Genomic DNA, 13,313 nt, shown 5'->3' with positions numbered 1-13,313 from the left:
GGTTAAATAGAATTTAAAGAACTCATTAAAAGTGCAAATATATTAAACCAATTTATCCAAAGAGTTGCTCATCAAGCTGGCGCAGTTCATGGTTACTGTGCTTTTTGATAATGTCATTAAGCTTCATTCTTGCATTTTTAAGTTCGTTTTTATTTCCTGAATGGACCAGAGTCTGAACTATTTTATCTATCATCAACTCATAATCCCTTTCAGTTCCTGAACTTCGAAGTTTTTGGATGGCTGCATCGGCAACTTCAGCAGTCCATTCTTCATTGGGATAGAACTTCTTTTCATCAAGTTCCATTTTTTTCCTGGCCACTTCATTATTGATCCGGCCAAACATCATCTCAACAGTATGTGGATCTCCTACAAAATCATTCATAAACTGCATAATATCCATGACAACTTCAAAATAAGGAATTTCTGGATTTTCACATTCTTTGAACAGCTGGGCCAGTTCTTTCTTTATATTAGTTTCAATGGGTACTATCAGATACCTGGTAATTTCTTCAATATCATTGCAGCACTCATCTACAGATGGCTCACTGGCAAGACTGTGAACATTGATTGACTGTACATTATATTTTGAAAAATATTTCAACAGCCTTGTGCGAAGTTTACTATTGTCAATGTTGACCACGAAATCAGCTCGGTTTTCTTTTTATTCTTTATAGAATATTAACAGTACATTTACAGGTATTTCCAATCATATGCTGTACTTCAAACATACCATATTGATTGTCCATTGGAGCCATCCCGGATTATACTTCAATTTTTTTTCAATGAATAATAAATATACCTTCCCTTTTTGCTGGAAACGATATTTCCTCTCTCCTGTAAATCATTCAATATCTTGGTCAGTTCTTCTTTATCCACAGAAATATTTTTTGATCCAAGTTTTTTCTGGATCTGTTTGAGAGTAGCACCGTCCTCTTTGCGGACAATCTCAAGAATCTCATGATTTCTATCAGCAATGGAATGTTCTTTGAATGAATTGACCTCCTCTCTAAGTTTTGAGATCTCATCCATCAGGTAAGATATTTCAGATTCATTCTTTTCAGAAGATCGGATTTCATTAATGTCCGAAATTAACCTGGTTTCAAGCTCTTCAAATTTTTTACTAAATGATTCATTGAAATGAGTTAATCTATCTTCCACCTCATCATGATCAATATCATCATTTGAATTATCCTCTATCTTTACAGAAAAGTCTTGAAGGCGTCCCTCTATTTCCTCTGTATTTGATTGAAGGTTGCTTTGAACATTATTTATGTTATCATTTAATTTTTTGATCAGTTTTGTATGAGTATTTACAGCATCAGCCAGTTTTCTAACATCTTCTACAGCCGGAAAGCCCTGGGATGGAGTTTTGCTCAGTATATCATCATGTGCATTTTCCAGTTCCACCTGTTTCTGGCAGACAGAGTCCACCTTATCAGAAAGACCGGATATCCTCTGATTTAATTCCTCCATTTCTGCCATGAGGTCGTAATAAATATTTTCATGAAGCCTTACCTTCTCGATAACATATTCCATGCTTCCCGTTTCAACAAATGCCTTGAAGTCTCTTGCCTCATATCCGGGGATATACTCCATCAAACGGCTGAACAGCTCTACATACGTTCCATGGATTTGTTTGGGGGAAACAAGTCGGGTCTCTATAGCCTCAGCTAATTTATATACTGTAAACCTTCCACTTTCAAAGCGGAAAAAGTCTACTCCTGCACTTGAAGATCTTACCTTTCCGATTACATTTGATACAATTTCAGTAGCATCACGTTCACCAAAGGTCTTAACGATCTCATCAAAAATATTGTTCAGGGTCTTGGAGTACGCAATCTCCAGTACATCAGGAGGGATCTTAGCTGCATCCAGAACCTCTTCGCTTGCAGCATCCGCTTCCTTTGCTACTTTCTTAAGACGCTTTGAAAATATATGAAACTCATCTTTAATCTTTTTAAGTTCCTCATCATCTGCCTTTGACTCCAGGTCTTTTTCCAGCCTGGATATATTTCTAAGAGATGATTCAAAGTCATTTTCAAAAAAAGTTCTGATATCTTCGACCTGTGATTGCAGTTCTGTTATCTCCTTCTTTAGTTCATCCATATGTGAATGATCGGTCCTGCAAGGGTCTGTATTGTTATTGTTACTATAAATATCAATTTCAGTGCATTCCTCTTCATTAATACCTTCCATTTCTTCTGATTCTGAATCATACATTTTCCGGGGAAGTGTATTAGCAACTATTGGATAGTTTTGCGGAGTATTTTCAGCATCTATAGAATCAGATGAACTCTCTGCCTCTTGAATGTAAGAGTCATCCTTATCACAGGCTGAAATATCATTTTCACTGGTGGCGTTTATATTTTCAGATATATTATTCATCCCATCTAAATCATCATTAAAGGGTGTCTCGTTTTCAGATTTTTCCTGCACGTTCTCCAATATATCACCACCAGTTTATTTCTATCACATAAACGCTTCGAGCTTGTGCCTGATATCGGGAATCCATTCAGTTTCACAAATATCTGCTATATAGTCCCCATGTAGGGGCCTTATCTGCTGATTTATGATCATTTCAACCAGCATTATCCAGAGATCTTCAGTCATCCATTTAGGTGAGGATGCAACTTCATAGAAAGCCATTGCAAGTACCTGATCAACTTCCGTTTTACCCATAACAGTTGCAATTTTATCCTTGATATCCGCAAGTATTTCCATATTCTTTTTGTATTCAGATGAATGAGTGTACATTTCATCAAATACGCTCTTACTCAAGATTCGCAGTTCATCAGCTACCTGCGAAGGATATTCAGCCAGCTGATCTGATGTCATGGGTCGCTGTTCAAAAACGTGCTGCATGACCTTCCTGGTTATTTCGATCTTATTCATGTTCTCTGCAAGGTCTGTTCTTCTGGTAAACAGTGAAATAAGAAGAGCCCCTTTGCCAACCGAGGAAAATATGGCAGTGGTACCGGTGTCATATTCAACAACAGATTGCTTCAAACCCATATCAAGCTGCTTTGCTATATGGAGCATATTATTGCTGATAAGTGTGGTCAGTTCAAATATCTTAGAACCAACTGAATCGGGAATGTATGAAGCATATATCTTTCCATCAACCCCTGAAAACATAATAACATCTACATCAGTGGTCTCATACATTCTCTGAAGCTGGCGGGTAAGTGCGAATTTGAGGAGTGAGACATCCTCAAGGTCTTCCTTTGTCTTTTTGATGGACACTCCAATCACATCTCTTACTTCACAATCTCTTCCAGTTCACTTAGATCATCTATATCGATCAATGAATCTGCCTTTCTCGTTTCTGAAGCATCATTTATTTCTGCAGCTGTATCCTCATTACCGGTGCTTTCTGTTCCTTCCATAACACCAGTCATTTCCTCATCAGCCACATTGTCCGAAGATGCGCCATTATCAAGATCCTTCTTCTTCCTGGTTCTGACCGTATCTGTGAGATCATGCATCTCAAATAATAACTGGAGAGTTTCTTTTGGAGAAAATGTATATGACCAGTTTTCCTTTATGGTCCTGATTTTCTGCTGAAGGGTATCAGACGCTCCCATATCATAAGCTGTGCGGATAGCCCGATCAAATACATCATCATATTTGTTAATATCATCAGAAGATACCATAGGAGTTGTCCTTACAACCACACCCAAGCCTCTTACAAAGATATACGGATAGACCTCTTCACCGTGTCGTGTTGCTCTCATCTTGATTATTTCAAGTGCACGGTTGAATGCACCTCCAATAGGCCTGTAGGTCAGATGAACTGCTCCATCTGACAGATATACTGGAATAAGAACATCCTCGCCCATTGTTTCACCAGGTGATGCATGTTCCTCTGTGGTTACAAGAACCGGGCCGATCTGTTTTAAAGTATAAAACAATTTAGTTATCAGATCCCTCTGTTCCTGTTTATCCTGTACTGACCATATCAGGGGAGTCAGGGGATCTATCACAACCCTTGTCCTCACATCATATTCCTGATTTGCTTCCACAAGTGCAGGAAGCTGTTCTTCTACCAGCATTCTGAAATCTTCACCTTTGGAATGGAAAAAGAACAATTCCTTGTTATAGTACCTATCCATATCAAAACCGAGCATTTTTGCTTCCCGCATTATTTGCTCTGGTGGTTCTTCCATACTTATGTAGAGTGCATTCTCTCCTCTTTCCAGCCCATACATTATGTATTGCATTGAAAAGGTGGATTTTCCGGTACCGCTTGACCCGACTACAAGAAGAGTCGAATTGTTCAGAACACCACCTTCAATAACCCTGTCAAGCCCGGTGATTCCTGTTGGTATCCTCTCAATATTCATAATTATCACTCTATATGGTCAATATGATCCTTATTTCCATTATCTGTAAGTTCTCCATCTTCTACAGACAGTATGATTGCTTCATGGGATTCAAAGGGAAATGATTTTTCCAGAAAAAGCGATTCAATGGAGTCGCCTTTTATCAGCATCATGTCACTGATCTCGATCCAGCCATCTTCACGCCTTTCAACTACATTCTTGAGAAGAATGTTTAATCCTGCCCGATCAATCTGATCACAAAGTCCTCTATAGCGTGAAGTGGAAGTGACCACATGCACATTTTCACCCTTAAAATCAGATATTGACTCATAGAATTCTTCTGAAGAAACATTACCCATCATATCATTCCTTTTTATTTTTTTTCATTTTTGAGAGAAGCTCTGCAAAACTTTCAGATTTACCTGAATCAGGTTTATTCTTTTCCGGAATGTGTTCTTTCTTATCAGCATCTACCGGTTTGACTCTGGGAGTGACAGTTGCATCTCTTCCATTTTTATCACCTGATGCCTGCATTTTCTCTTTCATAGATCCAAAAGCAGCACCAAAGGTTCCTTTTTCCTTTGCAATGGATGCCAGCTCCTCTCGAGCCTTCCACGGCGGATCGAAAATCTTTTCCTGTACTGGCATATTGCCAGCAAACTGCATATAGGTCCTGCCAATTTCGGATAGCTGCCCGTTTTCAAGAAGTTTATAGACTGTGAGTATTTCTTTTCTTCTGTCCAGCTCATCAGAACCAATATTTTTCAAATCCTGACCATTCAAGATCTTCCTGTCTGTTTCGTCCAGCATAATCTGATATGCAGAAATGGGCTGAAGATCAACTTTGAATTTGCATATCTGACCACCGTCTTTTGTACACTCGATCTCTTCAACGGAACACTCCAGTTCAAGGTCTTCAGCGAAGAACCTGTAAAGAGCATCAGTTGTTGCAGCACATACTTTCTGATTATTGAGCGCCGGATAAAGATTACAGACTGGACAATCAGGTACTCCAAAAATATAATGCATCGGAGCATAACCAATGAGCTGAATATCTCCCAATCCGATCTTTTTGAACAGATCTCTGTGAAACTTATAAAGAGGTGTGGATTTTATATTCTCTATAGTATTTGCTTTGAGAAATTTACGGGACTCATTCCACGGTACTTTGGATTCTGGAAGCAGTTCACTGATCGATTCCTGTATTTTCAGCATGTTTCCAAATGCACCCATGGACTGGGCAAATCCAGCACCTTCCATAGGAGGCGGACCAGATGATGATATATCCTCAAATGGCGGGGGACCAGGAGGCATATCGGTTATAGTATCATCTCCTGCATTTGTGTAATCAAAAAAGTATATTTCATCCCATCATCTCCTTGATCTTCTGCATTCCCCTGGTAGTTAAGCTGCCTGATGAATCACATAGCTGCTGTTCCTTTAAGTTCTCAAAACTATTGGTCAGTGTATCCATATCCGCACCTATCAGGAAATTTATTTTCTGGAGTTCAGTTACTCCGGTATAGAACATATATAACAGTTTTTTATCGATCTCATTAAGTGACCTTGCTCTGGGAGCCTGACCACACATTGGAAGAAGATATGCTTTCAGAGTATTAATTACAGGCTCAGGACCTGCCAGTAACGCAATCGACGATGCACTGGATCCCTGACTGATACTTGAAGGATGCATATAATCAATGATCAGTACATTTGAGGTTCCTGTGGCTTTCTGAGCTTTTGCCCTGAGAGCATCAGTCACCTCTCGTCCTATCATAGTTATGTTTTTAAGTGGAATCGTGGACCATCCCTGCTGACCCATCGAAAACCACAGATTCATATTTGTAAGGTAAAGAACTCCCTTCTGCCAATCATTGGAATATAATGAATTACCCATCATTACAGCTTTTGTTATGTAGCTTAGATCAACTTTGGCAATGCCCTGCTCTTCTGCCATATAGATATCCTCGTGTTTGTAACTTTGTTTCTAATCTTAGTTAAAACTTTAAATATCTTCTCATATTGTCCAGAAGAAACGTTTGTCCGTATATAAATATTATTTTTGGGCTGTAAATGACACTATATCAGGTATTAATACCTGGAGTGACAAATAATTGATTTAAAACAGAATATTCTCAAAAACACTCATTCAGTTATCCTGTATAAAGAGGAAAATTCTATGGAGATACTCCTTTACCTGTTAGTCATTATCTTCCTGGCAAAGGTATTTGCTGAGTTAAGTGAAAGAATGGGATTATCAGCGATTCTGGGTGGGATAGCTACTGGTGTTATCCTGGGAATATATCTTGTCGAGCCAGACAATGAGATTCTAAAAGAATAATTATATGGAACTTACCTGTAGACGTTTTGGATACCGTAGCTGTTTTTAAGTATCCATTCCGAGTTTATGGTGTAAAATAGTTTTTATCCATCCAAATTTAGGAAGTTTCACTCTATTGTTTTCATAATCTATCTTACAATTCGAAGGAACATAAAAGCTCTGCTTTGGATGTTTTCGAGACTTGAATTGTGAAAATCCTTTTTTCTCTGAAATTTTTTAAAAGCATTTTCAAGATTAAGAGTGGCTTTCTGTAATGATTGAATTAACATTCTTTACCATTCATAATCCTGTTTTAGAATAGATATGTCTTTATTCAGGTCGATCCTTGAAATGGGTTTACCTTCCTGTTCATAGGTCTCAATTTTTGTTCAAAGCCCAATTGTAGATGAACTTACTTGCACCGAAATGTTAAAAGAACATCTATTGTTTCTCTTTTGTAGGATACATTCTATATTTGTAAGCTTTTAGCATTCAAATGTATATTATTAACAATGTTTGAGTTTTAGGTTCGGAATAGTTACGCATTCATCTTCCATCTGTTATTAAGTTCCAAGTAAGGAGTCTTCTGCTAGTTAAGATAAAATCATTTATTTTTTAGAGGAAGAAAATAACGTTCCTTTTTGCAGTTAGAACAGATAATAGAAATACCTTTTCGCCCCCCTTTTACCAGATATTTTTTTGCATACAGTGTTCCGCACTGGCAGGGAGATTTCATCTTCTGCATCCCTAGATATTTTCCACCAGTATTCTGGCCAGAAATCACAGTTTTTTTCATCTCTTCTGCCCCTGAGTTTTTTTCATTGCTGTCAGATCCGGTTCTTAAATTTTTCCCATCGCAAGCATTGTTATTTTCAGAAGAGACATGTTTTTTGCGCATAGCTTCCTCTTTTTTTATCTCAGCCATTTCATCCACAAAAAGTTCATTGGTACACTGGGAAATATTTTTTGTAAATACAGTTATTCCATCAATTGGCCTTATTAAATTACCAGTGCCAACATTAAGAGCCATATACCCCGGGTGATTACTTAGTTCAATGGGACTATCTTCCTGCGTTGAGCTGAATCTGAGGGAGCTGAAAAAGCGTTTTGCATTCTCATTAACCGGTTTTGTTATTATGTATCCAACAAGTATCATGGAAGATAAGAGAAAAAGTACCTTACCGATTCCTTTTCGCTTTATATTGGGATGTACTTCAATACCACGCAGAACCGATACAGGGCCAGCATCTTTCGAGCAGTCGTTCCACCTTTCGTTCATTACCCAGCCAATGATAGTACCTTTAAAAACTGCAACGATTAGCAGAATGTTTTTTCTTCTTAGCCAGCTTTTGAAATTGGCAACATAATCAGACATCCCGAGATGTTTTTTAAAATATACATATTCGCCTATTCTGAACTTATCTATTTCTGCAGGGTGCTCCAGCCTGTAGAATGTTATTCCGTTTTCAGATTTTGCAAGTTCTTTCATAGTACTTTACCATCTATCTTATTTTCGTCAATCCAGGTACGTACTGATTCTTCTGCTACTAACAACAACACCAACTTTCATTATAATATTTTGTGACTTATTTTATTGAGAATAGCTCTTTCACATCTGCTATGTTTTTCTGTGCTTTTTGATATATTTTCTTCTGAATACCCAGCTCATACCGGGAAAATATATCAGTTTCATCTATTGGATTTTTTCTGCCAAGTAAAGATGAAAGAATACTATGACAAAGCTGTCCATTGAATCTGTGATAACCACCTTCCAGAAGTAGAACAAAATCAACTGCCAGATCATTTCTGAGAATTCTTCCAATCTGATAATAGCCCTCTGCTGTGAGCTTCAGTTTATTGTTCTTTTCCTGATAATAACCATCAAAGCCACAGCAGCATATAACAAAATCCGGGGAGAACCTGTTGATAAGTGGCATGATCACTTCTTCAAAAGCCATTATGTATTCCTCATCACCGGATCCCTGGGGCATTTCAATATTTGCAGTAAAACCTTTTCCTGCACCTTCACCAGTCTGACCGGTGAATCCTGTGCGGGGATAATAATCAGCTGGTTCCCGGTGTATAGATACAGTCATAACCGTTGGATCACTATAGAAGATATCCATTGTCCCGTTTCCGGCATGTGCATCCCAGTCAAGAATCAGGATCTTATTTAATCCTTTGACCTGCTGGAGATATCTTGCCAGAACTGCAGCATTGTTGAACAGACAGAATCCGCTGTATTTATCAGAACCTGCATGATGACCAGGGGGACGTATAAGTGCAAACGAGCACAGATAGTTTTCATCAATTACAAGTTCAGCTGCCTTAATAGCACCACCAGCAGCCATTCGTGCAATTTCATATGACTGTGGAGTGATATATGTGCTATCTCCCAGAAATCCACCACCCTTTGATGCATATGAGCGGATAAAATCAACATATGAAGATGTATGGACACGTAAAAGGTCTCTTTCATTCGCCATCTCAAAACGGGTAAAAAGTTCGAATTTATCATCTTCAAATATACGGTTTTTTTAAGATACCAGTAAGCATTAGTCAGTCGTTGAGGTCTTTCAGGGCTTTCCATTCCAAGACAGACAGAAGAATGAGCTTCATGATCTTTGTTATATATCAGAGCTATTTTTTGCCTATTGCCATCTTTTAAAGAATTTGTGTTTGTGATCTTTTCCTGTTTAGTTTTTTCAGAGATACCAGAAATTTCAGTTTCTTTAACCGGAAAAGAGATATCTGAACTTGCCTTTTTTTCCTTTGTTTCTTTCAAAGGACAGGAATTATTTTCCGGATTCGTCTCTTTATTTTTAGCATCTATTTCATCACTGAAAATATCCTCAATAGCAATTTTTTCCTTTCTGCTCATTTTGCTACTGCATGAACAGGTTTTCTTTTTAGATATATCCCTGGTTGTTGCTTCATCCTTTGAATGATCCGTTTCAATACTGGCAGATTCATATTCAATCTCATCAAATTGGGATATAGCCAGATCATTGATCTTTTTTAAAATATCATTATTTTTATTTATCCGCCCCATATGATCCTCATCCGTGTAATCTGGCATCCCTTAAGGTATCAACTGGTCTGAACCCAAACCGGATCATCAATGACTGATATATATTTTGAGCCTGTATACTCAAACACGACCCTGGTTTCTTCAATAGAATTCCAGCCAGAAACTTTTGGTTTTATCTTCCAGCTTCGTTTTACAGTTTCGCCTGGCTGAATTGTCCCAAAATTTAGAACCGGATTCATAATAGCAATTGTAGGGGAAATCTTTGCTGCAATCATCACATTTGAATACGGTTGATTTGAAAAGTTTTTGATCCAGACATCAATAGATGATTCTTTCCCGACATTATTGTTCTTTGAGGGTATTATCCGGATGAATTTTTTAACGGCTTCCTTCTGGACAGGAGTTGCATTGGCAGTATTAAAAGAAGGTTGTTTTGATCTGGATCCCTTCTCTTTTCGGTTCAGATATACTCCTGCAACAAACATCGTTACAGAAAGTCCAAAGATGACAGCTGCATTTTCTGCAATCGTGTCAATTGGTGTCCTTTCAATTACAACAGCATCAATTTCTTCCTGGGTTATGAACATCGGACCATCAAAGGATACCCGTGTTATGATCCATCCGGAACCATATCTTTGAAGTTTGAAGTATATTTCCTTTTCAATTTCCCCGGTTTGCCTGCCTACTGCATTAAACTGCAGAAGAGTACATTGAGCAGTAGCCACTGCTATAGTCTCTTCTACTTCGACCTCTATGATCTCAACATTATCTATTCCCCCTCTGACAAATCCATTGTTTCTCATTTCAACTTCAATGCTTGCTGGTGCAAGAAGTCGGGTAGTTCCAATACTTGCCTCTGGAGAAAAGTCACGACCTCCTGCCATCATAAAAGCTTTCTGGAAATCGCCTTCATTAGCAGCATTTAAAAAGTCCCTGACTTTCTGTTCCACGTCACCTTCAGCATTGGAATCAGAACCAATACAACCCACCGACATGAGTGAAAATAAAATGATTGAAACAATAATAATGAAGTTTCGGTTATTCATTCAGGCACCTGTAAATAATGAGTTTCAATTATCCTTCTTTTTTTCTTTTCTGATCGAGTAGGCTGCAAGAATTATGAGCATAAGCTGGATCAGGCCTAGAAGGGGGAGGAAATATGAATGTTCATAAAAGGCTTTTTTATGAATAGTAATGCGGGTAGCATATTCAAATGAAGGCTGGTCATTTATTGAAAAGGAGCTTATTCCGCTTTTACCTTTGAGAACATCTCTTTCCCCATCAGTAATCACCTGAGATTCATCCAGCCCCTGATAGTTTATAATTTCAGTATTTTCTGGAAAAGTTATTTCTTTTTCTTCAATAAGGGGGTGTCCCAGTATCCATATCCTGTGCTCACCAGCAGATAGGGGAGAAGTGAGTTCATAGTTTATAGTTGTCATGACAGATACATTACTACTGTCACTGATATTGCCCTCTGCACCATCCAGCTCCATGGTCACAGAAACCAGCCTGAGATCAGTATTTCCATCATTGATTATAATGTATTCCCTGAACTCATCAGTCCTTATTTCAAGATAGTTATCTTTAAAAGTATCGATCTCAGTTTCATTGATGTATCCATCACCATTCAGGTCTATAGATCTTCTCAGATTCTCAGCATATTCTCCGGTATATTCTTCCTTAATATCAAATAAAATCTGATCTCGTTCTATGTCAATATAATTGGAATATGATGCACTGGAATGAGCATCTGCTGAAATGTCCATCTCCTCAGCAATTTCATTTGCTAGAGCACCCGAAAATAAACCAGATGCAAGGAGCAAGATCAAAATTATTATCAGAAATATACGTTTTTTTGGATACATGCTTCATGGGATATATAAATTATTCATTTATTAAAGTTATGGATACAGTCCTACGATTCTATTAACACCATATGAAGAAGGCGTGTAAAAATTTAAGAACACATCAGGTCCATATTCTGATGATATGACAACCTGCATTCTGGTCCGAGGTTCAATTTCAAGTCCCGAGCTTTTAAGCTCAGTCTCATAGCCATAGAGACTATTGTAGCTGGATGCTTCATCTGATACTGTTGAGACATAGAAGGATATCAGATCTCCTTTGTTCATCAGGGGGTTGTTCTGAGTAAATGAGCCATCTTCATCCCTAAATTTATTGGCAGTAAAAAATATTTTTGAATTGTTTTCATTAACGCCATGTATTTCTGTTGTTGAATTTATAAGGCGTTCCAGATTCAAACTGGCGCTTGCACCAAAGTTATCCATTGCAGTACCATAGATAGCATCATTGCCTGCATAGACAAGAGTGTTTGTATTTGAACCATCGGAAACTGTAATAATTGTCTGTCCTACATCCAGTTCCCTGGTACCAACATGAAGCCCAACATTGATCTTTAGAAGATCAACAGTACTCGAAATACCTTCTGATGTACTGTTAGCCCTGTGTCCCTCTATGTTTCGGATCATAACATTGGAAGATACCTCATGGGATGCATGTGTCCCGGTCTGGGCAGCCTGCTCCCTGAGAACCCCTGCAGTCTGGATCATTACAGCAGCAGCTACAGACGCAATAAGTATCATTGCAATAAATATAATAAGAGTCCCGATGCCGATCTGAGCACCAGTATCGTTTTTAAAAGCGGACCTGCTCCTTTGTTTCAAGCCATCCATCCTCAATTGCTGATGTTATAAATTAAACTGGTTAAGATAGAATATAAACTTTATGAAAAATATTTTGACATTGATGCAGAATAAACCCTGTTTGTAGACAAATTTTCAATTAAAAGATCAAAAATCAATCAAATAAATAAAAGAAGGATGTTTCCAAAAAAATGGAAACAAAAATTTAAAACTTTACGGATACAGTTTGACTATATTGTTAACACCGTATGTAGACGGAGTAACAAAGGTTGCCTGTGTAAGAGCACCAGCTTCTGGAGTCAACACAATCTCAACATGTGTCCTTGGAGACAATCTCATATTAGAGTTTTTAAGTTCATCAACATTTGCATCATCAATTGATAAACCATAACTACTGGCGACAGCAGAACTAGCTGTTGAGATATACATGTTAATAAGATCTCCAGTATTCATTACAGGATTGTTCTGATTAAATGAACCATCTTCATCGCGGATTTCCTTCAGAGCAAAGAATTCAGTTGAATTGTTTTTCATTATCATTTGTATATTCTCTGGCTCAGTTTTAATTAGTGACTCTTCAATATATCTCAGTGTATTTGTTTGACTACCATCACTTATTGTAACTACAACCTGATTCATATCAACTGGTGAACTACCGGCCTGAAGGCCTATTTGTAGCCTTAGTAGATCAACTGTGTCGGATAAATTCTGGGAATCTCCGGTTGCATTTGCCCTAATTCCTTCAATACTCTTTATATCCAGATTGGATGATACTTCCTGGGTTGCTTCGGCTCCTGTCTGCTGTGCTCTCTGCTGCAGTACACCAGAGGTCTGGATCAGTACTGCTGCGGCAACGGCTGCGACAAGCACCATTGCAATGAAGATAATGAGTGTACCGATACCTACCTGTGCACCTGTATCTTCTTTCAGATGTAAGTTTCTATTTGCTTTCATTGACATATCTCCTAAATAAA

Annotated in this window: 15 protein-coding genes; 1 reads left to right on the top strand and 14 read right to left on the bottom strand. The window is 38.0% G+C overall.

Going from position 1 to position 13,313, the window contains the following annotated elements; all coding sequences use genetic code 11:
* Positions 1–52 precede the first annotated feature (52 nt).
* The 7 genes from MZHIL_RS02910 to MZHIL_RS02880 form a co-directional block, all read right to left on the bottom strand.
* Complete coding sequence (locus MZHIL_RS02910) at positions 53–640, bottom strand: hypothetical protein (RefSeq protein ID WP_013897877.1); 588 nt, start codon at positions 638–640, stop codon at positions 53–55.
* Between the two features lie 128 nt (positions 641–768).
* Positions 769–2,445 (bottom strand): AAA family ATPase, encoded by a 1,677-nt coding sequence (locus tag MZHIL_RS02905; RefSeq protein ID WP_013897876.1) that lies wholly within the window; start codon positions 2,443–2,445, stop codon positions 769–771.
* A gap of 24 nt (positions 2,446–2,469) precedes the next feature.
* Complete coding sequence (locus MZHIL_RS02900) at positions 2,470–3,243, bottom strand: hypothetical protein (RefSeq protein ID WP_013897875.1); 774 nt, start codon at positions 3,241–3,243, stop codon at positions 2,470–2,472.
* A gap of 14 nt (positions 3,244–3,257) precedes the next feature.
* On the bottom strand, positions 3,258–4,343 hold the full coding sequence (locus MZHIL_RS02895) for an RAD55 family ATPase (protein ID WP_013897874.1): 1,086 nt from the start codon (positions 4,341–4,343) through the stop codon (positions 3,258–3,260).
* Positions 4,344–4,348: 5 nt separating this feature from the next.
* Positions 4,349–4,684 (bottom strand): hypothetical protein, encoded by a 336-nt coding sequence (locus MZHIL_RS02890; protein WP_013897873.1) that lies wholly within the window; start codon positions 4,682–4,684, stop codon positions 4,349–4,351.
* A 1-nt stretch (position 4,685) separates the two neighbouring features.
* Positions 4,686–5,636, bottom strand: coding sequence for a hypothetical protein (locus MZHIL_RS02885; protein ID WP_013897872.1), 951 nt, complete (start codon positions 5,634–5,636; stop codon positions 4,686–4,688).
* Positions 5,637–5,685: 49 nt separating this feature from the next.
* On the bottom strand, positions 5,686–6,279 hold the full coding sequence (locus MZHIL_RS02880; RefSeq protein WP_013897871.1) for a hypothetical protein: 594 nt from the start codon (positions 6,277–6,279) through the stop codon (positions 5,686–5,688).
* A gap of 222 nt (positions 6,280–6,501) precedes the next feature.
* Between MZHIL_RS02880 and MZHIL_RS10465 the strand changes: the two genes are divergently transcribed.
* Entirely contained in the window at positions 6,502–6,663 is a 162-nt protein-coding gene (locus MZHIL_RS10465; protein ID WP_013897870.1) for a hypothetical protein, read from the top strand.
* 420 nt (positions 6,664–7,083) lie between these two features.
* Here MZHIL_RS10465 and MZHIL_RS10460 read toward each other — a convergent pair whose 3' ends face one another.
* From MZHIL_RS10460 to MZHIL_RS02845, 7 genes are all read right to left on the bottom strand, one after another.
* Positions 7,084–7,134: a helix-turn-helix domain-containing protein gene (locus MZHIL_RS10460; RefSeq protein ID WP_157209683.1), complete on the bottom strand. Its 51-nt coding sequence runs from the start codon at positions 7,132–7,134 to the stop codon at positions 7,084–7,086.
* 112 nt (positions 7,135–7,246) lie between these two features.
* Positions 7,247–8,131, bottom strand: coding sequence for a GNAT family N-acetyltransferase (locus tag MZHIL_RS02875; RefSeq protein ID WP_013897869.1), 885 nt, complete (start codon positions 8,129–8,131; stop codon positions 7,247–7,249).
* 97 nt (positions 8,132–8,228) lie between these two features.
* Positions 8,229–9,128 (bottom strand): histone deacetylase, encoded by a 900-nt coding sequence (locus tag MZHIL_RS02870; protein ID WP_083812315.1) that lies wholly within the window; start codon positions 9,126–9,128, stop codon positions 8,229–8,231.
* 604 nt (positions 9,129–9,732) lie between these two features.
* Entirely contained in the window at positions 9,733–10,719 is a 987-nt protein-coding gene (locus MZHIL_RS02860) for a hypothetical protein (protein ID WP_013897868.1), read from the bottom strand.
* 24 nt (positions 10,720–10,743) lie between these two features.
* Positions 10,744–11,442, bottom strand: coding sequence for a hypothetical protein (locus MZHIL_RS02855; RefSeq protein ID WP_157209620.1), 699 nt, complete (start codon positions 11,440–11,442; stop codon positions 10,744–10,746).
* A gap of 135 nt (positions 11,443–11,577) precedes the next feature.
* Positions 11,578–12,369: an archaellin/type IV pilin N-terminal domain-containing protein gene (locus tag MZHIL_RS02850; protein WP_048815447.1), complete on the bottom strand. Its 792-nt coding sequence runs from the start codon at positions 12,367–12,369 to the stop codon at positions 11,578–11,580.
* 183 nt (positions 12,370–12,552) lie between these two features.
* Complete coding sequence (locus MZHIL_RS02845) at positions 12,553–13,293, bottom strand: archaellin/type IV pilin N-terminal domain-containing protein (RefSeq protein ID WP_013897865.1); 741 nt, start codon at positions 13,291–13,293, stop codon at positions 12,553–12,555.
* Between the last annotated feature and the right edge of the window lie 20 nt (positions 13,294–13,313).

Source organism: Methanosalsum zhilinae DSM 4017 (assembly GCF_000217995.1).
Classification (GTDB): Archaea; Halobacteriota; Methanosarcinia; order Methanosarcinales; family Methanosarcinaceae; genus Methanosalsum; species Methanosalsum zhilinae.
The sequence above is the reverse complement of the archived record's forward strand: the minus strand, read 5'-3'. Positions and strand labels throughout refer to the sequence as shown.

Bases quoted from the DNA above. Each gene is read 5' to 3' on its own strand.
- MZHIL_RS02895 (WP_013897874.1), bottom strand. From the start codon at position 4,343: ATGAATATTGAGAGGATACCAACAGGAATCACCGGGCTTGACAGGGTT.
- MZHIL_RS02890 (WP_013897873.1), bottom strand. From the start codon at position 4,684: ATGATGGGTAATGTTTCTTCAGAAGAATTCTATGAGTCAATATCTGAT.
- MZHIL_RS02885 (WP_013897872.1), bottom strand. From the start codon at position 5,636: ATGCCTCCTGGTCCCCCGCCATTTGAGGATATATCATCATCTGGTCCG.
- MZHIL_RS02880 (WP_013897871.1), bottom strand. From the start codon at position 6,279: ATGGCAGAAGAGCAGGGCATTGCCAAAGTTGATCTAAGCTACATAACA.
- MZHIL_RS10465 (WP_013897870.1), top strand. From the start codon at position 6,502: ATGGAGATACTCCTTTACCTGTTAGTCATTATCTTCCTGGCAAAGGTA.
- MZHIL_RS02875 (WP_013897869.1), bottom strand. From the start codon at position 8,131: ATGAAAGAACTTGCAAAATCTGAAAACGGAATAACATTCTACAGGCTG.
- MZHIL_RS02870 (WP_083812315.1), bottom strand. From the start codon at position 9,128: ATGGCGAATGAAAGAGACCTTTTACGTGTCCATACATCTTCATATGTT.
- MZHIL_RS02860 (WP_013897868.1), bottom strand. From the start codon at position 10,719: ATGAATAACCGAAACTTCATTATTATTGTTTCAATCATTTTATTTTCA.
- MZHIL_RS02855 (WP_157209620.1), bottom strand. From the start codon at position 11,442: ATGGACATTTCAGCAGATGCTCATTCCAGTGCATCATATTCCAATTAT.
- MZHIL_RS02850 (WP_048815447.1), bottom strand. From the start codon at position 12,369: ATGGATGGCTTGAAACAAAGGAGCAGGTCCGCTTTTAAAAACGATACT.
- MZHIL_RS02845 (WP_013897865.1), bottom strand. From the start codon at position 13,293: ATGAAAGCAAATAGAAACTTACATCTGAAAGAAGATACAGGTGCACAG.